Consider the following 26,064-nt stretch of genomic DNA (forward strand, 5'->3'; position numbering starts at 1 on the left):
CTAATCGGTCGTATAAGTTACGCTCACGCGAATTTGTAAAGCCTTTGCCGCTAGTGATGATTCGCGTCGAGTCGTGTGTGTTGGCGAGTCGAAACCCTAATCAAATTACACCCCGCTATGAAGGCAGTACACGTCTCTCTTATTGTTACGTTTCTATCCTCTTTGGCCCTGTGCGACTTGGCGTTGGCCAAGAAGAAGCAAGCTGGGCTGCCCACATCGGAGGCTGCGGTTCAAATAGATCGCTATATCCGAGAGACTCTCGAGGAAAAGGGACTGGAGCGAAATGAGGAAGTTGATGACGCTACTTTTGCTCGAAGAATCTATTTGGACATTGTCGGGCGTATACCCACTTACGACGAGTTGACTCGCTTTGAAAAGTCGCTCTCGACTGAGAAGCGTGCGCGGCTGATTGACGAGCTCCTCGATTCCAGCGGGTATGCGAGCCACTTTTACAATTACTGGGAGGATGTGCTGCGAATCCAGTCGCGTGGACGGCGGACGGTGATGGTCTCCTACCAGGACTGGGTTAAGGAGTCGTTGCGAGAGAATATGCCCTACGATGAGTTCGTTCGGGAGCTGATTTCTTCGAGTGGCTTTGTGTGGGATGAGCCTGCCGTGGGCTACTATTTGCGTGATGCGGGGATGCCGCTCGATAACATGTCCAACACCGCTCAGGTGTTTCTCGGCACTCGGATGCAATGCGCCCAGTGTCACGACCATCCTTTTGATCGATGGACGCAGAGGGAGTATTACCACATGGCGGCCTATACTTTTGGCGTTGATTCAGCGACGCGAGGTTACCGGAACATTCCCGAGTTTGAGGAGTTTCAAGAGGCTGCTCGCTTCATACGCAGGGCGGAGTTTAGAGCGAATGGTGGTCCCCAGGGGAATAATCGTCGCGGTACGATAAACGAGCGAAGAGTGATTCGGGATATCTTTGAGCCGCTGGGTACGGAAGTGACGGTGAACAACAAGCCACTGAAGTTGCCAAAGGATTATCAATACGAGGATGCGAAGCCGAATCAGAAGATGGCGGCGAAAACTCCCTTTGGTCCGGAGGCGAAAGTGGGCAAGCGAGACAATCCGCAGGAAGTGTACGCGAAATGGCTGACTTCTCCCGAGAATCCTCGCTTCACCAAGACAATTGCGAATCGCCTTTGGAAGAAAGCGATGGGCGTCGGGCTGATCGAGCCAGTAGACGATATTAAGGAGGATACCGTTGCGTCCCACCCTGAACTCATGCGTTTTCTCGAAGACCTGATGGTTTCGTACGATTACGATATGAAGCGCTTTTTGAAGGCGATCTTCAGTACGCGGACGTATCAAAGTTTCGCTTACGATAAAGAGCCAGTTGCCGGAGAGCCTTACTTCTTTCCGGGGCCGACGCTACGCCGCATGAGCGCGGAGCAGCTTTGGGATTCTGTGCTGACTATGTCAGTTCCGGACCTCGACCAGAAACTGGGGGGCGATGTGCAGACAAAGAACCTTCGGGTAAACGAAGCGCAGATGAAGGACCACGTCGCGAAAGTGCAGAAGCTCGATGGACGTGAGCTTTACGCGATCGTACGCCGATTGGGAGCTCTTCAGGAAAAGTACTTGGAAGCGGAAAAGCTCTTCCAGACTCAGATCAACGCTGCGAGAACGGACCGGGAACGAAACGAGCTTCGGTCGCAATTTAGAGAGATCCGCCTGCAGAAGAACAAAGCGATGGATGCGTTGTTGGCGCAGGTTTCCGGCTCCGAAGTCTTTGATCGTAGAGAAGCGATGGTCGAGATGAATGATGAGATGATGTCTAGCTCGACGAGCCGCCGAAAGGGAAAGCAAGCGAGGCAGCTCGAAAAGGCCCGTCGCAATTTGGTCCGAGCTTCTGAGGTCGTTTCTCCGGCTCCAGCGGGCCACTTCTTGCGCCAGTTTGGCGAATCGGATCGGGAGATCATCGAGAGTTCCACGGATGAGGCGGCGATCCCTCAGGCGCTTGCCCTTCTGAATGGCAATTTGTACTACATGATCAGTAACCAGAGCTCCGTGCTCAGCCGCGAACTGCGAGGCTTGGAAGGGAAGCAGCGTATGGATGTCGTATTCAAGAGCTTCTATGGACGCTCGCCAACAGATCGGGAACGGGAGCTGGTCGGTGAGCAGATTGACGCTTACGGGCATAGCAAAGGTTATCGGCAAGTGATGTTGGCTTTGCTGAATTCGCAGGAGTTTCGTTTTATCCAATAGGGAGAAGGAGGGCTAAAACAGTGAAGGAGATATTTACGAAAATCAGTGAGATGGATCGCCGGGACTTCCTGGCATATTCTGCCAAGGCCTTTCTGGGGGTGGGCTTGATGCCTGCCGCGATTCGAGGCACGCCCTTAGCGGGCGCGAACCCGATCGTGAGACCTACGGCGAAAAATGTAATCTATCTCTACATGGCAGGTGGTATGAGCCACCTGGATACGTTCGACTTGAAACCTGGCACCGAGTTTCAAGGGGCAACGCGTGGCATTAAAACAAATGTCACGGGCCTGAGGATGAGCGGCTATCTGCCGAAACTATCCCAGCACATGGATAAGTTTGCAGTTGTTAACTCCATGTTCTCGAATCAGGGAGCTCATGAAGAAGGCCGCTACTTCATGCACTCGAGCTACACGAAACGCGGGACGATCAAGCATCCTGGGATTGGCTCCTGGCTCGTTAAGTTTGATGGAAACCGTAACCCGAATCTCCCGGGGGTTGTACATATTGGTAGTTCCAATCCTGGCGGCAGCAACGGGTTCCTGGAACAGCGTTTCGCTCCTCTGGTGATTGGAAATCCGGAAGCGGGTTTGCAGAATAGCAAACGCCGTCGAGGAGTGAGCGAGGACGAATTTAGAGATGTAGTGTCGCTCACCCAAGCCTTCGATGCAGAGTTTCACAATCGCTATAGTCACAAAAAAGTGGAAGCGTATTCGGAAATGTACGACGACGCTCTCAAGCTTATGCGAAGTCGGGACCTTGCCGCATTCGAAATCGATAAAGAGCCGAAGCAGCTTCGTGACTCCTACGGTGGGAACGCCTTTGGACAAGGGTGCTTGCTTGCTCGGCGTTTGGTTGAGCATGACGTACGGTTCGTAGAAGTAACCCTCGGTAATTGGGATACGCACACCAACAACTTCGAGCGAGTCGAGGAAAACGCGGCCGTCCTGGACCAGGCAATGTCCACACTTTTGCAGGACTTGGAAGTTCGCGGTATGCTGGAGGAAACGATGGTGGTTCTAGCGACAGAGTTTGGGCGTACTCCCGAAATTAACGGCAACGATGGACGAGATCATTCTCCTACCGCCTTCTCCTGTGTGCTTGCAGGTGGGGGGATTCGAGGCGGGCAGGTTTACGGAAAGACGGATGAAAGCGGTAAGAATGTGATCGAGAACCGGGTAACGGTTCCGGATTTCAACGCGACGATCGCTTATGCATTGGGACTGCCGACGGAGAAGACTGTCTTTTCTTCAACGGGGCGACCTTTCCGCGTGGCGGACAAAGGACGTCCGGTGATGGATTTGTTTGGGTAGGAGAATGGGATTGGTTAAGATTTCGGAATGTAGGGTCGACGCTTGCGTCGCGCCGAAGTGCACAGTGAGTAGGGCCCGGCGGCGTGGCGCAAGCGCCAGCCCTACAGCTATTGTCATGCTAGCTGTGTTGGGGGTAGCTTCCCTTCACGCCAACGGGACGGTGAACTTTCACGAAGAGGTGTTTCCGATTTTCGAGGACAAGTGTTTCCGTTGTCACAGCTCGCAAAAGCAGAAGGGTGACCTCCGTTTGGATTCTCCGATTTGGATCATGCAAGGAGGCGAAAACGGGGATGTAGTCATTCCGGGAGATCCAGATGAGAGTCCTGTGTATTACATGACGACCTATCCGGAGGACGATCCGGATTATATGCCTTCAAAAGGCGATGGCCTAACCGAGGCCGAGCAAGAATTGTTAAGGCGTTGGATCGCGGAAGGAGCGAATTTTGGCGATGTGATGGGTGGCTCGATGATGGATAGTGCAGTTGCCGAATCGGTATCCAGCAAGTACACAGACGAGCTGCCTTTGCCTCCAGCCAGTTACGAGTATTCGGTTTCTGTCGTTGGGATCGTGCATTCACTGGAAGAGTTGGGCTTAAGAGTGGATACAGTTAACCACGATGCAGAGTTGTTTGAATTGACCTACACCTATGCGGATGAGCGGGAAGCCTATGCGTTACGGAAGCTGGATCCTATCGCGTCGTCTGTGGTGAAGCTTAACTACGGTCGCTCAAAGGTTCGAGATCAGGATTTGATCGGGATCAATGGATTCGAAGCTCTGAGCTATGTCGACCTGAGGAGAACCCGAATAACGGATGAAGCTTTGGCCCATTTCGAGGGATTGGAATCGCTTGAGTATCTGAACTTGTTTGAGACTGATGTGAGTGATGCAGGACTAAAAAGCCTGCGCTCGTTCGCTGGCTTGAAGCAGCTCTACGTGCGTGGGACTCAGGTGACTACGGCGGGGATTCGCTCGCTCCAAAAGGCGATCCCGGACTTGAAGATTGTTCACTAGCTGGAAATGTGGGCTCGCTTGTTGAGGTGCTGTGGCTAGTCTCGGATTCCATCTATGAGCAAAGAGATTTCTGTCGTAATTTGGAACGAGAACGTGCACGAGCAGGAGAACGAGCTGGTTCGTTCCATTTACCCAAATGGCATTCACTCTGCGATCGCAGAGGGAATCGGGAGTTTGGATACGGATTCTGAACTCCGCATCTCAACTGCGACCCTGCAAGAGCCAGAGCATGGGCTTACCGAAGAACGTCTCGCAAAGACCGATGTACTTATTTGGTGGGGGCATCGGGCTCATGGAGATGTATCGGAGGAAGTGGTCGATCGTGTTCAGAAACGTGTGCTTCAGGGGATGGGGTTGATCGTCCTGCACTCCGGGCATTTTTCGAAGATCTTCAAGCGTATGATGGGGACTTCCTGTGCTCTGAAATGGCGTGAGGCGGGAGAGCGTGAACGGCTTTGGGTGACGAATCACGGTCATCCGATCACGCAAGGAATTGGCGAGTGTATCGAACTCGAGAATACGGAGATGTATGGTGAACCGTTTGGGATTCCAGCTCCGGATGAGCAGGTGTTTATCTCATGGTTTGAGGGAGGGGAGGTCTTTCGCTCCGGTTGTTGCTGGCATCGCGGCAATGGAAAAATCTTCTATTTCCGTCCTGGGCACGAGACGTACCCGATCTATCACAACGAGACGATTCATCGCGTGATCTACAATGCAGTTAAGTGGGCATACAACCCGAGCCGCTGGACCAGCGTGATGGATGCTCCTAACGTTCCTGTGGAGAAGGCTCCTGAGACGATAGAACTCAAGGGTGGTTCGGTGCACGCCGACGGTGAAGCTGGGTTTCGTTGAGTCGCGAACCTACTCTACAGTACGAGTGAGGGAGGGGGAGATCCGGTGTTCCAAGGGAAGAGGCGGAACACGCTTATGTATGATCTGAAATCCGCGGTAAAGCAGCCTCATGGGGCTTGATTGAACGCGCTTGTGCGCCTTTTGTTTTGGGCGTAATTTGTTACCTACCTGAGTGCGTGCATGAGAACCTTGCTCGCTGATTTCTATCATCTATCGATATGCTACTTCGAAAAATCGTATTACTGGGGATTTTCATCGGTTTAGGGAGCTCGTTGTTTGGAGCGAAGCGACCGAACATCGTTTTCGTCTTTTCGGACGATCATGCGACTCAAGCGATTAGCGCTTATGGCGGGATTTTGGCAGATGTCGCCCCGACCCCTCATTTGGACAAGCTTGCCCAGCAGGGTATGCGATTTGATCGGTGCATGGTTACGAATTCGATCTGTGGCCCAAGTCGAGCCACGATTCTTACCGGAAAATACAGTCACCTGAATGGTTTCATGACGAATGAAACCAGCGAGTTCGACGGCAGCCAGCAGACCTTCCCGAAACTCTTGCGTCAGGCGGGATACCAAACGGCGATTATCGGCAAGTGGCACCTCGGCTCAAAGCCAACTGGGTTCGACTACTGGGATATTTTGCCCGGACAAGGACACTATTACAATCCGGACTTTATCAATGAGAATGGTACGTATCGAGTGAATGGTTACGTATCGGAAATCGTTACTGACAAAGCCAAAGACTGGCTGAAGGAGCAACGCGATGAGAGCAAGCCCTTCATGCTGATGGTGCAGCATAAGGCCCCGCATCGCGAGTGGTCGCCTGCCTTGAAGTACTTGAATACGTTTGACGGTGTGACCTTGCCTGAACCCGATACGCTTTTTGATGATTACTCGGGCCGTGGCACCGCTGCTCGGGAGCAAGATCAGTCGATCGCGAAGACAATGGATCTCGGCAGGGATTTGAAGATTCTGGAACGCGACCTTGGAGGTCAACTGGCGGATCGTATCCATAAGCGTATGACGCCAGAGCAAAAAGAGCAATGGGATGCAGCCTATCAACCGAAGAATGAAGCTTTTCTGAAGGCAAAGTTGAAAGGGGATGATCTTGTTCGCTGGAAGTACCAACGTTACGTTAAGGACTATATGCGTTGCATCATGTCCGTAGATGAGAGCATTGGCGTGTTGCGCAGCTATCTCGAGGAGCTCGGCCTCGCCGAGGATACGGTATTCATCTACTCTTCAGATCAGGGGTTCTACCTCGGTGAACATGGCTGGTTCGATAAGCGTTTCATGTATGATGAATCCTACCGGACGCCGCTCCTCGTTAGCTGGCCAGGAGTGACCGAGCCCGGAAGCGTCAACAAGGACCTCGTTTCAAATCTCGATTTTGCGGAGACGTTCTTGGAGATGGCAGGCGTGGCTGCTCCGGAGGATATGCAAGGGGGCAGCCTTGTCTCGATCCTCAAGGGCAAGACTCCTGCCGATTGGCGTGATGCTCACTATTACCATTACTACGAGTATCCAGGCTGGCATATGATCCATAAGCACGAAGGCGCTTACGATGGGCGCTACAAGCTGATGCGTTTCTACGAGTTGGACGAGTGGGAGCTGTATGACCTGGAAACTGATCCGAAGGAAATGCGCAACGAGTATGACAATCCCGAATACGCGGAGGTTGTGAAAGCGATGCATGCCAAGTTGGATGGATTGCGCGAGACTTTCGAATTGCCGGAGAACACCATCCAGGATTTGACGACGGTGGATCGGCACTATCACTCCGAGGAGCAACGCAAGGCTGCTCGGGAGCGAATGAAAAAGGCTAAGTAGGCAAGACTTCCGGACGCTGCGACGCTGGCTCTAAGTGATCTAGCTTGGAGCTAGGCGAGTATGCCCTTTATCAAGTGACCATGTACGTCGGTGAGGCGGAAGTCGCGGCCTTGATAACGATAGGTGAGCCGTTTGTGGTTGATGCCTAGGAGGTGAAGCATCGTTGCATGGAGATCGTGTACTGAGGTTGGATTCTCTTCGGCATTGTATCCAAATTCGTCAGTTGATCCGTAGACAGTTCCACCTTTGATGCCGCCACCGGCGAGGAAGATTGAGAAGCCTTTGATGTGATGGTCGCGTCCGTCGCCATCAGCGCCTTGTGACATAGGAGTGCGTCCAAACTCTCCACCCCAGATGATCAGTGTGTCATCGAACATGCCTCGCATCTTGAGATCTTTGATGAGTGCAGCGGTCGCTTGGTCTGTCAATTCGGCTGCGGTCGCGAACCCTTTTTGCAAGTTGTTGTGGTGGTCCCAGCCACGATGATAGAGCTGGATAAAACGGGTCCCTCGTTCTGCCAGACGGCGTGCCATGAGACAGTTAGAGGCGAATGATCCGTCGCCCGGTTCGCAACCGTACATATCGAGAACCGCCTGAGGCTCCTGGGAGAAATCCGCGAGCTCGGGAACCGAGGCCTGCATTTGGTAGGCGAGTTCGTATTGGGCGATGCGGGTTGCGATCTCGGGATCATGGCGTTGCGAGGCAAGGTGGGAGTTTAAGCCATTGATCGTTTCAATGAGGTCTCCCTGGGATTCGCGACTGATTCCTTGCGGGTTGTTAACGTAATAAACTGGATCGCCTTTGGAGTGGAACTGGATGCCTTGGTGTTTGCTTGGAAGGAAGCCGTTGTGCCACTGGCGTGCGGAAATGGGTTGACCCTGGCCGCCTCCCACAGAGGTGAGAACGACGTATCCAGGAAGGTCGGACGAAAGGCTACCGAGTCCGTAGAGGGTCCAGGCTCCCATGCTTGGACGCCCCGGGATAATCGACCCAGTATTCATGAAGGTGTGGGCAGGGTCGTGGTTGATCTGCTCGGAGTACATGGAGCGAATCACCGCGATGTCATCCGCTACGGAACCAATGTGCGGGAAGCGATCATTGACCATCATGCCGCACTCGCCATGTCGTTGGAATCCGTAGGCAGGGCCTTTAACCTTGAGCTCTTTGCCTTGCAGCTGGGCGATTTGTTGGCCGGCTGTTATGGACTCCGGCATCGCTTGACCGTGAAGTTTCTCTAGGATCGGCTTGTAGTCGAACGTTTCCAAGTGAGATGGACCGCCAGCCATGCAAAGGTGGATGATGCGCTTCACCTTTGCGGGGTGGTGCATGCCGTGCTCGATCTTCGGGAGCTTGGCCGAAGCGATCGTTTCTCCTCCAAGCAGATCGCCTAGGGCGAGAAGGCCGATTCCGGACAGTGAATTCTTCAGGAATGTGCGACGGTTTAGGTGCGGAGCGTAGTTGTGGAAATAGGACATCTTGATCAGGCTTAGGGGTTAGTAGCGTGTGATGGTTTCGTGCAGGTTGAGGATCGCCCGGCAAAGACTGGTGTAGGCGGCAAGCTCAGTTTGACTGTCGCTTTCGTTCGTTGCTTTGAGACCGATTTCGAGGAAGGGAGTGCTATCGTTCTGGCTTGCTTCGAATCTTTCCCGTTCCCGGTTGAGGAATTCTTTTAGAGTTGAAATCTCCAAGGGCGATGGTTCGCGGCCTAGGGCGCGTAGATAGGCTGTCTCTATTCGTTTCTCTTCGCTACCCCGTTCTTTGACCAGAGACTCGGCGAAGGCTCGAGCCGCTTCCACTTGAGTTGGGTCGTTGAGCAAGGTCAGAGCTTGCAGTGGGGTGTTCGATTGGTTTCGCTTGATGATGCACTCGTCTCGTCCTCCTGCATCAAAGGCGGATACCATCGGGTGAAGGAAGGTGCGTTGCCAGTGCATGTAGACTCCGCGTCGATATTGGGAATCGTCTTGGTCGGCTATGTAGCTTCGCTTGGGGAAGTTCAGATTGTCATAGTATCCATCTGGTTGGTACGGTCGTGCACTCTTCCCTCCGAATTGTGGATTGAGAAGGCCGCTTATTCGCAAGGCGTTGTCACGGATGATTTCGGCAGACAGTCGGATTGGGGTTTGCCGGGCTAGAAGTTCGTTCTTTGGATCAGCTGCCGCTTCCTCGGGAGTTGCTCGACTGGATTGACGATAGGTTTGTGAAAGCACGATCTCGCGGACGATGTGCTTCACGTCCCAGCCTGATTCGATGAATTCTGCGGCAAGCCAGTCTAGAAGAGTTGGATACGTTGGGTATACGCCTTGCAAGCCGAGATCTTCGGGAGCTGCGGAGAGAGCGTTCTCAAAGAACAGAGCCCAAAGACGGTTGACGTACGCACGGGCGGTGAGGGGATTGTCTGGATGAACGATCCACTCGGCCAGGTCGAGACGAGTCAGCCTCTTGTCGTCTGTAGATGAGATTGGGTTGGGGAGAAAAGTGGGGCTGGCCGGAAGGACTGTTTCGCCGCTTTCGTCCATCCAATTCCCCCTGGGCAGGACTTTAACCTCTCTCGGTTTGGCGCTAATGGTTAAAGGTGTGTAGCGCTCGCCGTAGAGTTCCTCTTTCCAAGCGGCGATCTCGGTGCGTTGTTCCTTGAGCTCCTGCGAGTGGTTTAAGAAGAACTCTCTTCGGAGCTTCGAGGTATCGACCTTTTCGCCTTCCAAATGGTTCTGCAGTGTCTCTTGTCCCTCAGGGCTTAAGCTCTCATCGATCGAGCCAAGATATTGCGTCCTCAGGGCTAGGTTTTTGACGGCACCCTGATAAGGACGAAGCGGAGTGATTGATAGCACGATCGCTTCTTCAGGAAGGCCCATATCTCGCACGGAGAGTTCCAGCGGAAGCCACATTCCTCTTCGGAGCTTTTCACCCACTTGCTCAAGGGCGGCCCCTTGAGAATTGATGAGCCAGGTCGGTCCCCAAGTATAGCCCTTGGTCAAACTCTCTTCTCCAACTTGATAGTCGATCTTCAACCCGATAGCGGGAGCGGATCCTCCTGCTTTGGCCTCGAAGTGTAGTGAAGCCCAGTCCGAGAGAGGAGGTAAGTCGGTTGGAAGGTCTAGTTTGGCCTGAACATTTTTGGAGTCATCCGAGAGTGGATACGAATCGAGGACATTGCGGCTATGGAGTTCCGCTTGCGATTGTAGCCATGACTTAAACTCCGCCTTCGCTTTAGCGGATCCTCTTGCTAGCTTTTTCTCGCTTTGAGCGATGCGTTTTTTAACTGACTCGGGATCTTGGTGAAAGGTTTCGTTGAGGACTGTGAGTTCCGGGCCGAATGAACTATCGGAGTCGTAGACAGAATTTAGATACTGCTGGATGTCCTCTTGATAGGAACCGTCCCCTGTGTAGGCTCCCTTTTCCAGGATATCGGAAAAGAATGCGGCCATGCTGTAGAAGTCTTTTGCCGTGAACGGATCGAACTTATGGTCATGGCATTCCGCACAGGCCAGTGTTGAGCCGAGCCAGGCGGTTGAAGTGGTGCGAACCCGTTCGGCTTGGTACTTCTTGATGTACTCCTTGTTTTGGATCCCGCCCTCCGCACTGATTTGGTTGAGGCGATTATAGCTCGCTGCGATCTTTTGTTTTACCGTTGGGTTGGGGAGAAGGTCGCCTGCGAGTTGTTCGATGGTAAACTGGTCGAAGGGCTTGTTTTGGTTGAATGCCTCGATGACGTAGTCGCGGAAGGGCGATGCATCGCGTTCCTGGTCTCCGTGGTACCCGACAGTATCTGCATAGCGTACCGCATCCAGCCATGAGATTGCCATCTTCTCTCCATAGTGCGGTGATGCGAGCAGGCGATCGACGAGTTTCTCGTAAGCTTTGGGGGATTTGTCTGCCAGGAAATCCTTTACTTCATCGGGAGTAGGAGGAAGCCCGATGAGGTCGAGTGATACGCGTCGGATTAAAGTGTTTTTGTCAGCTTCAGGCGAATTGGAGAGATTTCGATTTTCGAGCTCGTTCTTAACAATGTCGTCGATACTTGGATACGCGACCTTTTCGATTGCTGCGTAGGACCAGTGTTCCTCGTATTTCGCCCCTTCATTAATCCAGCGCACGAGTAGCTGCTTTTCGTCTTCGCTAAGCTGCTTGTTGTTGCTGGGGCGAGGCATGATGTCCTCGCGATCTTCAGTGAAGATGCGATAGACCAGCTCGCTATCCTCTGCATCGCCTGGAACGATGGCGTAGGCTTCGATTGCGTCCTCTCTGATATCGAGTCGCAGATCGCCTTCGCGGGTTTCTTCATCCGGGCCGTGACAATAGAAACATTTATCCGAAAGGATAGGGCGGATGTCGCGGTTGAAATTGATCTCATCTAGGTTCGCGAAGGCACTAGAGCACGCCGAAAGGGCGATGAGGGGGATAAGTCTTTTTGACATAGGTTGGGGTAAATTTGGCAACACGGGTAAGAAGGACTTAAAGCTTTTTAGAAAATTCGGATTTCATTTAGGCCACCGCTTGAACCGGAAAGTCCCGGGTTAGGGGTTGGATCTGGTATATGTTTGGTGATGATGTATCGGACGAAACGGGCTTGTGTTGCTTCGAACGTGAAGCTTTCGAAGGCATAGGAAGACGGATCGTAGGAGACGATGGATTGAAGCTGTCCCTCGAGTAGGTAGGTGAAGTTTTCGCCGTCAACGGATGTCTCTATTCTGAAGGTGTCTGTCCCTCGGTCGTTGTGCCATCTGTTACGCGTATTTTGAAGTTCGATACGGTGGATTGTCTCTATCGATTCCAGATCAACTGTAAACTCTCCGGATTGGTGATTCTCGGCGAGCCAGAAGGACCAATCACCCGGGCTTCCCGAATCTGCGAGTCGTCCATCGGTGACAGCGGTCGGATAAAAAGATTCCCCGTTGCTCGGGCGATTGTAGAAACTGCTCGCGGTGACAGGTTTGCCGAGGGCAAGGTTTACTGTTGGACTAAGTTTGCCGGAATCTGGTGAGAGGGCGAAGCGTTGGCGGACCTTTACAGGTTTTCCGGAAAGGGTATCGGATTTTTGGATGCTTAGGTTATCGCCGACAAGAGCGAGCGCATCTCCCTTGAGCATATGATCAGTGGTCTCCTTCGTTTCGAGAACGACTTCTCCATCGTAAACTTCAGCGGTGACGATAGAGTTGAGGGTTCCTTTTCCGACAGAGACGCCGAATTCAGTACCGAGATCGGTGAAGAGCCCCAGAGGGGTTTGCACTTTAAATGTGCCCGGCTCACCGTTGTGTATAGCGGTTATAGTGCCGAGTTGGAGCTCGATCGTTTCGTTGTCTAGCAGTTGGAAAGACGCCGGTGCTTCAATTGTCGCCTGCGTGTTGCCTGGGAACTGAAAGGTAACCGCACCTTGAAGCAGGTTCATCGTCTTGAAGTTTACGATTTCTCCTACTTCGACTTCGTACCCACTCCACCTTGGGCTTTCCTCGGCAAGGAGTGTCACACCAGAACTTAGCTCCTCTTCAGTAAAATTGGATACAAGAAATACGATAGCGAGACTCGCAGCAACGCCCAGGGCGAAGGTGACGAGCGGAGACCACCGATTGGAGGTTTTGGATTCGGAGGCATTTTCGAATTCGAGCGGCTCAGTCTCAGGAAGCGCTATTGAGTCGAGTCCATCGTGAATCGATACGAGCGATTGGTAGCGCGATCGCAGGTCCGGATTCTCTACGAGCAAGGTCTCAAGCTCTGCGAGTTCTTCTTCAGTCATTTCATTGTCCAGAAACTTCCAGACAAGGGTATCGAATCGGGGCTCGGAGTTGTCGCTCATGATTGGGCTGCTTGGTTAAGTTGGATTTCGATGCATTGCGCCAGTTTGGTGCGGAGGCGTCGCAATAGCTGCGAGAAGCCGTTGGGGGACCGTTCGTGTTGAATGGCCAGTTCTTCTACGGTATGGGTCCCCTGATAGCGTTTGAGGAGGATCTCGCGGTTTGAGGCGTTGAGTTTCGAGAGACAGAGTTCGAGGGCGTCAAAAACGTCTTCGTGCCGTTCGGGATTGGGTTCCTCGTTTGCCAGCAATTCAAGCGTTTTGCTGGAGAAGCGCAGCCGTTGACGTTGGTGGTCCCGCAGCCAGGCCTTGGTCTGAAAGTAAGCGATTCTGTAGGCCCATTTCAGGAAAGGGGTTTGCGGATCCCAATCCATGCGTTTGCGCCAGATGACCACGTTTGAATCCTGAAGAATATCCTTCATAGCCTGCCGGCATCCCACAAGTTTCAGGATGTAGGCACGCAGCAGGCTTTGAGATTCTGTAATCTCAGTGACGAAGGACTCGTCAAAATCGGGGTCGGGCAAACTCATTCTCTGGATTATACCCTAATGCCGGCGAATATGACGCAGTGATTTTAAGTTTTCTAATAAACGGGATTAGAAGGTGTTTGCGGAGCGCTTGCAGCGAGGTCTCTGAAGCAGCCCCGGGAGGTCCTATTCGGCCAGACTGATCTGAATTTCGTTGGACGTTATTCCCTTGGCTTTTGCTGTGATCGTAACGCTGCCCGCGTCGCTTCCCGCTTGGATGATGGCCAACGCCCGGCCATTGTAAGTCTCTATCTTGTCGGCTTTAGCGTTTTGGACGTTGTACTCGGAACCATTGTCGACGCCGATTAGTTGAGCGTTACCGGACAACTCGAATGTGACCTCGCAGTCGGCGTTGGGAATACGAACGCCATTCTTGTCCCGCAGCTCGAGCTCGATATGTGCGACATCGTTTTGGTTCGCATCCATCGATTTGCGATCCGCGGAGAGGGTGATCTGGCTCAGCGCTCCGGCCGTTTCCAAGGTGTACTGGTCGGCGATCTTTCCGTTGTTGTAGCCGACGATCTTGAGCTCTCCCGATTGGAAAGGCACGAGCCACTTCGCGAAGTGGTCTTCGTGATCCCAAACGCTTTGTTTGCCGAAGCTCTTTCCGTTGAGGAAGAGTTCTACTTCTTCGCAATTGCTGTAGCCTTGTACGACCACCTTCTCGCCGGGCTCATAATTCCAGGAGTCGCGGGTATCGTACCAGGTCCAGCGACGGAGCCAGAAGGTATCGAGTTCTACGCTGAAGCCCTTTTCTTCGTCGTATCGGAATTCTGAATCCGCGAGCGGGCAGGTGCCGATGTAGACTTTAGGGTCCTCCTCCCAGAGACATTCGAAGAAGTGCCCGCGAGCTGTTTTAAACCCGGCGAAATCGAAAAAGGAAATGTTGAGACCTTTCTTAGGGTAAGGGCCCGCCTCTCCTTGGTAGGCGAATCCTGTCCAAGTAAAGATGCCTGCTACGAAGTCACGGTCTGCGACTGCCTTCCATTCCTCCCAGTTACCGTTGTTCTCGCTTCCGACTATTTTCGCGTCGGGGTAGGCGGCGTGAGCTCCATCGTATTCGGTGTTCCGGTAGTTGAAGCCGTTTACGTCGAGGAGTTGTGAGTACCCGCTCGCGAAACCTACAACGGGGAGGACTTGGCCGGCGGTGACTGCTCGGGTCGGATCAGTTTCGCGTGTCCACTTTGCAAGCATTGTGGCGATGCGAACGAGCTCGTCGTTCTCGGGCGCAACTTTGTCAAAGGCTGCCTTGTTAGCAGCGGGATCGTAGTTTGGCTCGAATTCGTAGTACTTCACCTTCCCATTCACCTCGTGGTAGGCTTTGGTGTAGTACTTGTAGGTCCATTCGATCTCGTTGCCGATGCTCCACATGATGATGGAAGGGTGGTTTCGATCGCGGTAAATATTGTCCTTCAGGTCCCGTTCCGCCCATTCGTCGAAGTATTCTGAATACCCGTTGTCCCAGCTATCAGGAGCATCGACAGACCCGAGCTGGGTCGCGTTCTTGTCTTTCGCTTCATTCCACTCGTCAAAGAACTCGGCAACCACGACGAACCCCATTTCATCGCAGAGGTCGAGGAACTCCGGGGCGTAGGGATTGTGGGCGGTACGAATCGCGTTGCAGCCGATGGACTTCAGCAATTCGAGGCGGCGACGCCAGACGTCGATTGGGACGGCTGCCCCGACTGCTCCGGCGTCGTGGTGGAGGTTTACACCTTTGATCTTAACCTGCTCCCCGTTCAGCACAAACCCTTTGTTGGAGTCGAACTCTGCGGTGCGAATCCCGAATTTTTCTGTGGTGGAATCGATCGTCTTGCCGCCTACGAGGAGATTGATCTGAGCGGTGTAGAGTTCCGGTGAATCGATGCTCCAGAGTTTAGGTGAGGAAAGTTTTAAAGCGCTGCTTGTAGTGGATATACCGCTATGGGACGCCACGGTTGCTTTTGATTGGGCGACTTTCTTCCCTTGGCTGTCCGTTATGATGAGCTCGAGTGTCGCGTCGTTGAGCGTGTTTTCTGAATACGTATCGACTGCGAAAGCGACACTTGCGGATTCTGAGGTGACTTCAGGAGTCGTGATGCTTACTCCCCACTGGGGAATGTGAGTTGCGGCCTTCGTGACCAAACGTACGTTGCGATAGATACCCGAGCCGGTGTACCAGCGGGAGTCGACGTAGTTTGAATGGTCGGCACGCACGGCGATGACGTTTTTGCCGCCGTAGTTTAAGTATGGAGACAGATCGTATGTGAAGCTGATATATCCATTGGGACGATAGCCCAAGAGATGCCCGTTGATCCAGACTTTGGAGCGAGTGTAGACGCCATCGAACTCGATGCTGATGTGTTTTCCTTGATCTGCTTTATCGACTTCGAAGGTCTTGCGGTACCATCCGATTCCGCCTGGAACGAATCCGGTGCTTGCGGCGGTGCGTCGAAACACGTCGCCTTTTTGCGATTCGATTCCGGTCGGGAGGTTATTGTCGTTTTCTGATTTTTCGACTGAGAGATTTTGGTCTTCCTCGAGATCGAGCATGGGCGCGTAACCCTCTTCAATGCTCCAGTCGTGTGGGAGACGAAGAGAGCGCCACTCGCTGTCGTCGAAATTGCTCTGCTCAGCTTGCTCAAGGTCACCGAGGTGAAACTTCCAGTCGTAGTTGAAATCGGAAATCTGACGGCAGATTGCGGCGGAGGCGATGATCATTGCGAGAAGGGAGGCCAGGATTGGGGTGAGAAGCGTTTTGTTGGAGTGCATAGTGTTCAATGGCTTGCAACATAGCAGAACAGGCGGAAGCGACCTCTAGGATGATGACTGATCCTAGTACTTTATTCACATCTACGTCTGTAGATTTTAAGTTATTCTTTTAAACGCAACCGTTGCGAGATGGAGAGTTTTCGCATGCTCATTGGCAGCTTTAATCTCCTGGCGGAACCGTGACTAATCTGAAGTCGTTTCCTCTTCGGAAATGATTCCCATTTCCAGGGCGCGCTTCTCCCAGCGTTTGCGGGCGAGCTCTCGCATGTCGACCTCTGAGTCGGACTCGTCGACGATCTCGAGGCCGAGGAGGGTTTCGATGAGGTCTTCTAGAGTGACGAGGCCACTGGTGCCTCCGTATTCGTCGACGACGATGGCGAGGTGTTCGTGTTGCACGTGTAGTTCGTCGAAGAGTTTTGAGAGTGTGTCGAATTCGGATACGAAACGGATTTTCCGCTTTATCTTGCTGAGTTGGGTTTCGGGGGTTCCGGTGGCGATTTGTTGAAGGATGTCAGTTTTTAGGACGTAGCCGGTTATGCTGTCCTTATTGGTCGAATACAGCGGGATTCGGGTGAATTTCATGATCTGCGGCTTGTCCATGGCTTCCTGGCAGGTGACGTCCTCTGAAAGACTGCCCAGTACGGTGCGCGGGGTCATGATGTGCTCTACGCGGAGATCGCGGAAGCGAATGAGGCTGCGGATCATGCGGGATTCGTTGTCGGCGAGGACGCCCTCGGTCTTTCCGAGTTGAGCGAGGGCTACAATTTCATCGCGGCTTACGCTGACGTTTTCTTTTCCTTTTGCTTGGAGCAGGGCGGTGATCCGCTTGGAAAGGGCTACCAGCGGGTAGGTAAGGATCACGATCGTGTGGCAGGTGTAGGTGGTGAATTTGGAGAGAGAGCGCCAGTGCTGGGCTCCGAGCGTTTTGGGAATGATCTCCGATAGCAGGAGGATCAGCAAGGTGAGCACTGCTGAAATCACACCGAAATAGGCTTCGCCAAAAAGGGCGACTGCTTGGGAACCGACCCCGGCGGCGCCGACGGTGTGGGCGACCGTGTTGAGCGTGAGGATGGCTGCGAGCGATTGATCGATATCGCGTTTTACCTGAGCGAGCCGCTTACCGTATGCGGTCCCTTTTCGTTCCTCGGTTTCGACAAAGGAAGGAGGCATTGAAAGAAGCGCGGCTTCGAGGATGGAGCAAAGGAAGGAAACGCCTAGGGCGAGTATCAAGAATCCGAATAGAGCAATCACTGAGTTATTACTAAGAATATAGCTCCGGGTTTCGGCAACTCAAAGTGAGAGGTGCGGTTTTGTCCCGATTTTGTGTCCTTTGCTACGCTCTAGAGGTAGGACCTTAGTCCTATTTCCCATTTTGCAATTTGTGTGCTAGGTTGAGTCTAGGATTTAAATTCTATGTACTCTAGACCCATTGTCTCTTGCTTGGCGGCTTTCTGGCTTATTTCGGGCTTGTCGGCTGCTGCACAAGCCCCGAACTACGAATTCTTCGGTTCGCACGAAGAGGTGCTGATCCGTTTGGAAGCTCCGCTTACCTCGCTCAAAAAGCAGCGTGGGGACGATCTTGAGTGGCTGGAGGGGGTGGTTCGATGGGAGGACGAGGCGGGAGTTGCTCAGTCAACGGATGTGAAGATCCGAGCGCGGGGGAAGTATCGTCGCTTGCGCTCGACCTGTCATTTCCCGCCTTATTGGGTAAATTTCAAGAAGTCCCAGGTGAAAGGGACGCTTTTCGATGGCCTGGACAAGGTGAAGATCGTGTCGCATTGCCGCGATGGCTTTTCATCGTTCGAGAACTACATTTACAAGGAGTACCTCTGCTATCGCACCTACAATATCATAACGGATCGCAGTTTCCGGGTTCGATTAGCTCGGATCGAGTATCTGGATACTGAGCGAAAGAAAGAGAAGGTAGACGAGCATGTCGCGTTTTTCATCGAGCATAACGACTCGCTGGGAGAGCGCATGGATGCGACGATGTTTGAAGGGCGGCATGTTTTGCCTTCGAAGGTGTCGCATGAGGACCTTTGTCGAGCGGAGCTGTTTCAGTTTTTCGTGGGCAATACGGACTTCAGCTTTTTCACAGGGGAAGAGGAATGTTGCCACAATGGGAAGGTGTTTATCCCGAATGGAAAGGATGATGAGTATATCCCTGTTCCGTACGATTTTGATTTGTCAGGAATTGTGAATACTCCTTATGCGATTGTTGATCCGCACTTTCCAAATCTTTCGGTAAGGGATCGGCATTATCGCGGAATGGGCGTTTCGCGTGAAACGCTCCAAGATACGCTTATCCACTACGATCGAAAGAAGGATGAGATATACGACCTCTGGCAGAATTCGGGATTGCTGGAGGGGGCTGATTTGAAGGGGGCCATCCGCTACATCGACGAATTTTACGATTTCATCCGCACGAAGAAAAAGCGCAAGCGTGAGATCATCCAGAAGCTTCGGAGCTTCGAGGTGATGGAGCGTGCCATCCTGGAGGACATTGAGAAGGAAAAGCAGGAGGCGGAGCAGTGACTCTATTTTGTTAATTGATTAAAATGTATCCAAAAAATAGTAGAAAATGAAAAAGAACAAAGTTGTCTTGTTAGTAGTAATGTTAGCTTCCTTGCTTTCGAATGTTTCGTTACAAGCTCAGGAGGATATCGATGTAGAGCATTTCGTCGATGTGGTTCGGGAAACGGTTAAGAAGGACCGGATTATCGTTATTTCCGAGTCGATGCGATTCGAGCCTCATGAGGCGGCTGTGTTTTGGCCGATTTATGAGAAATACATCGAAGAGATGGCCGTGATACAGAACGCGCGAATCGATCTGATTAAGGACTATTTCACCGACTTGGAGTTTGAGACGACTGGTGAGACGGCGACAGAGCTGACGATCAGAGCCTTTGATCTGACGGAGCAGCGTTTGAAGATTCGCCGCAAGTACTACGCGCAGATCTCGACTGAGCTCGACGCGGCTCAGGCGACGCGATTCATGCAAATCGACCGTGTGATCGATTCAGCCATTGATTTGAAGATCGCGCAAGCGATGCCAGCTTTTCCGACCAAGCTGACCGAGATTATGGAAAGCGCGACTTACTAGTCGTGACGCGGGCTTCCTTTTTGCAGAGGGAAGCCCTTTTTTTCTTTTGGGGACGCTATGTGATTGTGGCCGTTGGGGTTGTTGCGTGCTGATTAGGTTGCGCAGTTTTGAACGTAACGTTACGTAGCAAACTGCGCAGACGTTTTTTGGGTTCATCGCCAAGAGCAGTGGTGGAACTGTGGTGTGGCAGGTTGCGGATGCAGGTAGCAGGTAGAGCCTGCTTTTTTCGCGGGCATGTGTCCGTTGGGGACCCGCCTTCGCGTTAAGCTTCGGCGAGGCGCGCAACGGACACTTCAGGGAGAGCGCTCCCCATCGCTTTGTACGCTGTTGTTAGGACGCGCGACTGCTCGCAAAGTGGTGATGAATAATCTACATGACGCCTTGCATCATGGGGAGTCCTAGGAAGAACTTGATGACGAGGGCGTTGATGAGGTCCATGAAGAAGGCCCCAACGAGAGGCACGACGAGAAAGGCTTGGAAGGAGGGGCCGTATTTGCTGGTGACGGCGTTCATGTTGGCGATTGCCACAGGAGTAGCTCCTAGGCCGAGGCCGGTGAAACCGGCACAGATCACAGCGGCGTCGTAGGTTTTGCCCATCACGCGGAAAACGATAAATACGGCGAAAATGGTTATCACTATGACTTGAATGACGAGCACGGTGAAGACGACTCCCATGGCGCTGGCCAGTGACTGGAGGTCGAGGCTCATGAGGCTCATGGCGAGGAAGAGCTGAAGAGCTCCTTCACCGACTTTGTCGAAATCGGACTGCCGTATTTCTTTCTTAAATACGCCGGAGAGGTTGGTGATGATGATGCCTACCATCATGGCTGTGAGAAAACCTGGAAGCATGACGCCTGCGGAGAAGAAGAAGCGGTTGACGAGGGAGCCGACGGAGATGCAGATGGCGAGGGTAAAAACGGTGCTCAAGGCGCGTCGCATCGTGACGGGCTCGAGCTTTTTCTCGGGCTCTGCGGATACCATCATGGGCTGCTCTTGATCGGAGGTGGCCGGATCGAGCTTGTTTTTCTTTATAAGCATCTCTGCTACGGGGCCGCCGATGATTCCGCCAGCGATGAGGCCGAAGGTGGCGAAGGCGATCCCGACCAGTCCGGCTTGGTCGAGTCCGGCGGCTTCTGCTTCTTGGCCCCAAGCGATAGCAGTCCCGTGACCGCCGGCGAAGGAGACGCTGCCGGCGAAGAGCCCATAGCCTGGATGAGCTCCAAATAGGTTCGCAAGCAGGACTCCGGTGCCGTTTTGCACGATCAGAAAAACGGAGGCGCAGGTGAGTAGGATGAGGAGCGGTTTGCCGCCTTCTTTGAGTTTGGAGAATTTGGCGGAGAGTCCGATGGTGCTAAAGAAAGCGAGCAGGAGCGCGTCGCGTAGTTCCATTGCGAACGCGATTTGGGGTCCTCCCAATTTGGATACGATAAGGATGGTGAAGCTGACAATCAGTCCTCCGGTGACAGCTTGCGGGATGCTGTATTTTTGAAGGGGGCGGATGAGTCGAGTCAGCACATTGCCAAGATAGAGAACGATAATGCTGATGATAAGGGTGTCGACCGTATCGATTTTCAGTTCGTTCATGGCTTGGGGGGCTAGTATTGGCTGAGGGCGAATCCGATGCGCAGTTGCCGCGAGTCTTTCACGTTGTAGTTAAGGAGGGATTCTCCGTATCCGTAGAAATAGGACGCGTGTAGGTGAATCGGCAGGTTTTCGAATCCGGCTTTATGAAGCGGGTAGAAGAACTCGAGCTGGACGCGTCCTTTGTTCCATTGGTCGCCGGTTCGCGCTTTTGCGACGAATTGGTAGCTCGATTGCTTTCCGAAAGCGAAGAAGGCGTCGAAGTTGCCCCAGTAGTTGGCTATGTCCCCGTTGGTTTTGTCGTCGTTTTCTACGTACGCCCAGATTCTGGCTCCGGCTGAAACGTAGTAGGGCTCGAAGTCCCATTTGAACATCGGTTTGAAGTAGATGTAGTTGGTGGAGCGTGACTCCGGCCCATCGCGTCCGTTGGACTGGTGGTTGGCTCCCCATTCAATGGAGCGGAGCGGACTATTTTCGTCGCCCATGCTTTGCAAATAGAAGAAGCCTGGCTTGTAGGAGGTGTCGATGAATGGGGCGGAATCCGACTCTAGGTCCCAGAGGGAGGTCTGAGTGTAGCGGAAGAATATGTTCGAGACCCACTTGTTTCGTTTGGCAAGGGCTCCTTGCGAGGAGAAGGCTCGGTACTTGAGGCTGAGTTGAAATTTGGAGTTGAGGAACTCGCTGGCCCCGATGTCGAAATAGGAGGGTTCGTAGATGGAGACTACGTCGGACTCGGCGCCGACCCAGAGGTGCGGGTTTTGCTCGAGCTCGCGGAAGGGGTCGACGACGGTCTTTTTCTTCTTCTCTTTCTTTTTGGCAACGGGAGTGGGCTCGGGTTGGGGAACTGCGTTGGGCTGGATGTTGAGCAGAAAGCGACTGCTGGCGTTTGAGATGGAGCAGAGCCCAGTCGCGTCGCTGGGGAGCTGCAGTTCGTAGTGAAAAACGGTGGAAGCGAAAGAGGCGAGCTCTTGAGCGCTTGCAGCGAGGGAGTCTTGCAAAGTGGCGGTAAGATGTTGTGAACCGTCTTGGTTGGTGAGGGTGAGGTCGAGTGACTGGTCAATTGCGATTTGCTCTGAGGAATCCCCGAGGTTCGCGAGTTCGAGGCGGATCGTGAGAGTGGCTCCTTGCTCGACCGTCTCGGTGGCGGGAGTGAGATAGCTTTGCAGGGTGTCGGCGAGGGCGGCGGTTGCGCTGAGAGCGAGCAAAAGCAGGCATGCTATTTGGGTTCCGAAGGGTAGAGCCTTCGGGCTTGAGGGGGAGCTATAGGATTCCATCTGGATTTATTTTCGGGATGGTAGTGGTTTAGGTAGGGCAGAGGGTCTGCCTTTGGTTAGAAGGTGTCTTGCGGCTTTGAGCCCAAATTGTCACAAAAGTGGTCGGATTGCAACGAAGGCGCTCGCGATGGTTCGTTTCGAGGCGTTTTCGTGCGGCTAGGTAGAGTGAAATGCAGTGGAATTCCGATAAAGGCAATTCCCCTGTATAAAGAATGGCGATACGACGAGGGATTAGGGGCTATCGGTTTTCTCTATTGGATTGATCCGTGTTTCACTGGCGATGCGATTTTTCAGGATATGGTTGTCGTTGTAGTCGGGCGCTAGGCTTACTACGGGAGATACGTGGACTCCGCTCGCGAGGTTGTTTTGAACTTCGGATTCGGCGTTGGAGCTAATTAGTATGCGATTAAGAAACTGCGTTTTTTTCACTGTGCGCAGTATCACGTATTTTTGATCCTGTTTATATAGGACTTTGGTTGTACGAGAAAACTGAGGGCGTGTTGCTGTGGTTGAAATGTTAATACGAGAGAGTCTAAAGCTGTTCTTCGATGGGGATGAGCCTGAGGAGGCGTAGCTTTTGTCTCTCCCACCAGGTCGTGCCGGGCTCGATGGAAACAGGTTCTGCGGGAGCGTCGGAGTTTTCCTGCCAGACGATTTGTTCGTTTTCTCCAAGTTTGAGCTCCCAGAATTTGCCGTCGGATTCCAGCTGCCAGATATCGATGATATTAGCTGCCAGTTTGGGGGATTCGAATACGGTCATTAGCTCTGTGTTGAGGAGTCTAGAGCGTGGGTCGAGGTTGGTGGAGCCGATCATGACGTAGTGTTTGTCGATGATGAAAAGTTTGGTATGTAGGAGGGAGCCGGCGCTAAAGTCGCGTAGACGAGGATCGCTTTCCTTCCCGCCAGCGATTGCGTTTGTCTCCAGAAGTTGGACACCGGACTTTAGCAGCCGCTTGCGGTACTTCATGTAGGCGGAGTGGACGAGCGGGTGGTCGTTCGAGTCGAGGCTGTTGGTCACCACGGCCACGTTGACGCCTTTCTCTGCGATTGCGCCGAGCCATTCGCTGCCTTTGCGGCCAGGGATGAAGTAGGGGGAGATGAGGAGCATGGATTCCTCGGCCTCTTCAGCGTAGGGAATCAGGTCGGGCATGAGGTGGGTGTCCTCGTTGTAGCGGATGTTATCTAGCTTTTTCGGATCGTCTGCGTAGACGTACGCTTTTCCCCAGTAGAAGGGGATGGCGCGCTGGTTCAGGTTTGGCAGGAGCGTTTCTTGTTGGATGCGGTCGAGGTAGGCTTGCGTCTCTTCGCTTTCATTCCACTCGGCTAGCTGTGCCCGAAATTCGTCGTGCTTTTCCTGCGAGAGCTTCTTTTGCAGAGCGACCTTTTCGACGGGGACGGAGAGGGAGTAGGCCCAGTAGTCTTCGAAGATCCGGGAGAAGTCGGGAACGATTTCGCCGATGACGATGGAGTCTAGGTCGACAACGTTTCGGTCGGAGGCGCCGAAGTATTCGTTGGCGATGTTGCGTCCTCCGATAATGGCGAGCTTTCCGTCGATGACGAGTTGCTTGTTGTGCATGCGGCGGTGCATCTTGGCGACCTTTGCTAGGTCGTGAAGGATGCGTACGGATCCGATGCGGGTGGCGGGATTGAAGAGCCGTAGCTCGAAGTTTGGGTGGACGACTGCGGCTGCGAGGTAGCGGTCTTTCCAGGTTTTGGCCAGGTCGTCGACGATGAGCCGCACCTTGACGCCGCGGTCGGCGGCGGCGAGGAGTCGATCTAGGAAGAGGCGGCCGGTGAGATCGTTTTTGAAGATGAAGTATTGGGCTTCGATGCTGTCTTCCGCCAGCTCGATGGCGGCGATGCGGGCTAGGAAGGAATCGGCACCGTCGGGGAGGAGGTAGTAGCCGGATTCGCCGGGGTGGGCGTCGGTCAGCTCTTGCAGAGCGAGGGCGATGCGGGTGTCTGCCCGGGCGGGAGCGGGCTCAAGGGTGGGGTGGTTTGCCTTGAAGGATACGCAGCCGGAGAGGAACGCCGCCAATGTGAGGCAAAGGAGGAGGAAAAGGTTCCTTCCGTATCGAATGTTTGGATTCATCTGATTGAAGATGGCGAGCTTTCCGGAGCTTGTGGGCGAAGTCTTTTCAGTTCAACGAAAAGGCCGCCCTCGTTGCGGAGGCGCGGCCTTCATGTGTTTGGGACACGTTCTCAGCGGTACTGAACTCTTTTCACGATTTTCATTATGTTGCCGTCGGTAGTCTCCTGATCGGGAGCGAGGCCGTTGATGATTCTCGTGACTCGAGGCGAGAATTCGCCGCCGAGACGCGTGTGGAAGTCTTCTACTGATTCGCCTACCTTGGGTTGGGCGAGCGTGATGATGTTTTGGTGGATTGAATTTCTCTCGGTTCTGGTGAGGAGGCGGAAGCTGTTGGCGATGGTTTTGAGATCTTCTCCAACGCCGTAGGGCGCGAATCCGATGAGCTGGTACTTGTTGCCGCCGAGCTCGGTCCAAAGGATGTGCAGGCTCATGGGTTGCTTTCCTGAGTCGTCGACGAGGGAGACGAGGTATCCGTTGTTTCCGTTGAGCGTGTAGGGCGTGGGGGTGGTGACGTCTGGCCCTGCGTCGAGTCTGTTTTTGGAAATGAATGTATTGGCTTGGTCGAGAAGCGGTTTGTTCTGGTCGGTCAAACCCACGAAGAGGGCGCCGAGCTGGCTTTTGTGGACGCCGCCGATGGAGTTGGCTTGGTTGGTGGTGACCCAGTCTTCCGGAAAGGAGATGGTGAAGTTGAGGTCTGGATGCAGGAAGGTGTTCTTGCGGAAGATACCTTTGGCGGGATTGAGCCCGAAGGTCATGCCGTCGAGAGCCTCTGGCGCGTCGACCGATTCGACTTTGGCGATTGGGTCGAGCTTTTGGGACCTCTTGTAGATGGCCTTGACCCGGTCCGGTGTGAATGGGTGGTCGTCGAAGTAGCCGCGCTTCTCTTTTTCTTGGGTGAGGATTTCGACGGCCTTGGAGAGGCGGTCTAAGATGCGGCCCATGGCGGTGGGGTCGTAGCCTGCTTTGCGAGCGAGGGTGATGCCCATCATGTCGGAGTCCTTTTCGTGACCGCGGCTGTAGCTGGAGAGCAGGAGCTTGTTGCTGGTGGAGATGGGGGCGTTGATCAGGTTGCCGAGGTCGTCGTGCACTACATTTCCGACGATGTTTCCTGGAACTTCAAGCAGACGAGGGAAGAGGCTCTTTCTCATTTGCTTAACTGAGTGCCGTTCGGTGACGTGGATGATTTCGTGCGCCATGACGCAGGCCAGCTCGTCTTCGTTTGTAACAAGAGAGAGGATACCGCGGGTGACGTAGATGTATCCGCCTGGGAGGGCGAAGGCGTTTGGCATAGGGTCGTCGATGACCTTGAAGCTGAACTTGAAGCGCTTGTCCTCGAGATGGGTGACGAGCTTGTAGCCGACGGCGTTTACCCAGGCTCGAAGTTCTGCGTCGTCGTAGACTCCCATTTGGGCTTCGACGATGACGGAGTTCTGGGCTCCTAGCTGTTTATCGACATCGACGCTTTGGCCGTTGGCTTGTGGGAGGCTCAAGGCGGCGAGCGCTGTTAATAGAAGTCCGGTCTTTTTGGAAAAGGCGACTGCTGTGTTAAGGGATGTATTAAGCGAAACCATGATTTGTTGGGTGTTGGATTGGATGGGAGAGAGCCCCCCGTTTGAGTGGCTAGATCTTCGCAAATCCATCCTACAAAGTATATTAGACTAAAGTCGTATTTCGCCCTTTTGCAATTTGGGCTATGTTATTGGGGCCGGACGACGCGAGCGG

Annotated in this window: 17 protein-coding genes; 7 read left to right on the plus strand and 10 right to left on the minus strand. The window is 53.4% G+C overall.

The window, feature by feature from the left end; genetic code table 11:
- Positions 1 to 117: 117 nt before the first annotated feature.
- The 5 genes from JIN87_RS19730 to JIN87_RS19750 all read left to right on the plus strand — a co-directional run bounded on the left by JIN87_RS19730 (position 118) and on the right by JIN87_RS19750 (position 7,226).
- The gene (locus tag JIN87_RS19730; protein WP_200357337.1) at positions 118 to 2,223 is read left to right on the plus strand and encodes a DUF1549 domain-containing protein; all 2,106 of its coding nucleotides are present in this window, start codon (positions 118 to 120) and stop codon (positions 2,221 to 2,223) included.
- A gap of 20 nt (positions 2,224 to 2,243) precedes the next feature.
- Positions 2,244 to 3,533 (plus strand): DUF1501 domain-containing protein, encoded by a 1,290-nt coding sequence (locus tag JIN87_RS19735; RefSeq protein WP_325176400.1) that lies wholly within the window; start codon positions 2,244 to 2,246, stop codon positions 3,531 to 3,533.
- Positions 3,534 to 3,648: 115 nt separating this feature from the next.
- The gene (locus tag JIN87_RS19740) at positions 3,649 to 4,545 is read left to right on the plus strand and encodes a c-type cytochrome domain-containing protein (RefSeq protein WP_200357338.1); all 897 of its coding nucleotides are present in this window, start codon (positions 3,649 to 3,651) and stop codon (positions 4,543 to 4,545) included.
- A gap of 54 nt (positions 4,546 to 4,599) precedes the next feature.
- A complete protein-coding gene (locus JIN87_RS19745) occupies positions 4,600 to 5,397 on the plus strand; it encodes a ThuA domain-containing protein (protein ID WP_200357339.1) in 798 nt (265 codons plus the stop codon).
- 218 nt (positions 5,398 to 5,615) lie between these two features.
- Entirely contained in the window at positions 5,616 to 7,226 is a 1,611-nt protein-coding gene (locus JIN87_RS19750) for a sulfatase family protein (RefSeq protein ID WP_200357340.1), read from the plus strand.
- Positions 7,227 to 7,276: 50 nt separating this feature from the next.
- On the opposite strand, the gene JIN87_RS19755 is transcribed toward JIN87_RS19750, so the two are convergent.
- From JIN87_RS19755 to JIN87_RS19780, 6 genes are all read right to left on the minus strand, one after another.
- The gene (locus JIN87_RS19755) at positions 7,277 to 8,701 is read right to left on the minus strand and encodes a DUF1501 domain-containing protein (protein WP_200357341.1); all 1,425 of its coding nucleotides are present in this window, start codon (positions 8,699 to 8,701) and stop codon (positions 7,277 to 7,279) included.
- Between the two features lie 18 nt (positions 8,702 to 8,719).
- Positions 8,720 to 11,641, minus strand: a complete 2,922-nt coding sequence (locus JIN87_RS19760) for a PSD1 and planctomycete cytochrome C domain-containing protein (RefSeq protein ID WP_200357342.1) — start codon at positions 11,639 to 11,641, stop codon at positions 8,720 to 8,722.
- Between the two features lie 47 nt (positions 11,642 to 11,688).
- Complete coding sequence (locus JIN87_RS19765) at positions 11,689 to 13,017, minus strand: discoidin domain-containing protein (protein WP_200357343.1); 1,329 nt, start codon at positions 13,015 to 13,017, stop codon at positions 11,689 to 11,691.
- Complete coding sequence (locus JIN87_RS19770) at positions 13,014 to 13,544, minus strand: sigma-70 family RNA polymerase sigma factor (protein WP_200357344.1); 531 nt, start codon at positions 13,542 to 13,544, stop codon at positions 13,014 to 13,016. Before JIN87_RS19770 ends, JIN87_RS19765 begins: the two co-directional genes overlap by 4 nt.
- A 123-nt stretch (positions 13,545 to 13,667) precedes the next feature.
- Entirely contained in the window at positions 13,668 to 16,292 is a 2,625-nt protein-coding gene (locus JIN87_RS19775) for a glycoside hydrolase family 2 TIM barrel-domain containing protein (RefSeq protein WP_200357345.1), read from the minus strand.
- 183 nt (positions 16,293 to 16,475) lie between these two features.
- Positions 16,476 to 17,543, minus strand: a complete 1,068-nt coding sequence (locus JIN87_RS19780; RefSeq protein ID WP_200357346.1) for a CNNM domain-containing protein — start codon at positions 17,541 to 17,543, stop codon at positions 16,476 to 16,478.
- 162 nt (positions 17,544 to 17,705) lie between these two features.
- Between JIN87_RS19780 and JIN87_RS19785 the strand changes: the two genes are divergently transcribed.
- Both JIN87_RS19785 and JIN87_RS19790 read left to right on the plus strand, forming a co-directional pair.
- Positions 17,706 to 18,827 carry a hypothetical protein gene (locus JIN87_RS19785; RefSeq protein WP_200357347.1) on the plus strand — a complete coding sequence of 374 codons (1,122 nt, stop codon included), beginning with the start codon at positions 17,706 to 17,708 and terminating at the stop codon, positions 18,825 to 18,827.
- Positions 18,828 to 18,873: 46 nt separating this feature from the next.
- On the plus strand, positions 18,874 to 19,395 hold the full coding sequence (locus JIN87_RS19790; protein WP_200357348.1) for a hypothetical protein: 522 nt from the start codon (positions 18,874 to 18,876) through the stop codon (positions 19,393 to 19,395).
- 369 nt (positions 19,396 to 19,764) lie between these two features.
- On the opposite strand, the gene gltS is transcribed toward JIN87_RS19790, so the two are convergent.
- From gltS to JIN87_RS19810, 4 genes are all read right to left on the minus strand, one after another.
- Positions 19,765 to 20,979, minus strand: a complete 1,215-nt coding sequence (gene gltS, locus JIN87_RS19795) for a sodium/glutamate symporter (RefSeq protein WP_200357349.1) — start codon at positions 20,977 to 20,979, stop codon at positions 19,765 to 19,767.
- Between the two features lie 11 nt (positions 20,980 to 20,990).
- Positions 20,991 to 22,250, minus strand: a complete 1,260-nt coding sequence (locus JIN87_RS19800) for a phospholipase A (RefSeq protein ID WP_200357350.1) — start codon at positions 22,248 to 22,250, stop codon at positions 20,991 to 20,993.
- A gap of 532 nt (positions 22,251 to 22,782) precedes the next feature.
- Positions 22,783 to 24,342: a phospholipase D-like domain-containing protein gene (locus JIN87_RS19805; protein ID WP_200357351.1), complete on the minus strand. Its 1,560-nt coding sequence runs from the start codon at positions 24,340 to 24,342 to the stop codon at positions 22,783 to 22,785.
- A gap of 110 nt (positions 24,343 to 24,452) precedes the next feature.
- Positions 24,453 to 25,913 carry a M48 family metalloprotease gene (locus JIN87_RS19810; protein WP_200357352.1) on the minus strand — a complete coding sequence of 487 codons (1,461 nt, stop codon included), beginning with the start codon at positions 25,911 to 25,913 and terminating at the stop codon, positions 24,453 to 24,455.
- Positions 25,914 to 26,064 lie beyond the last annotated feature (151 nt).

It is taken from the genome of Pelagicoccus mobilis, from assembly GCF_016595505.1.
GTDB lineage: Bacteria > Verrucomicrobiota > Verrucomicrobiia > Opitutales > Opitutaceae > Pelagicoccus > Pelagicoccus mobilis.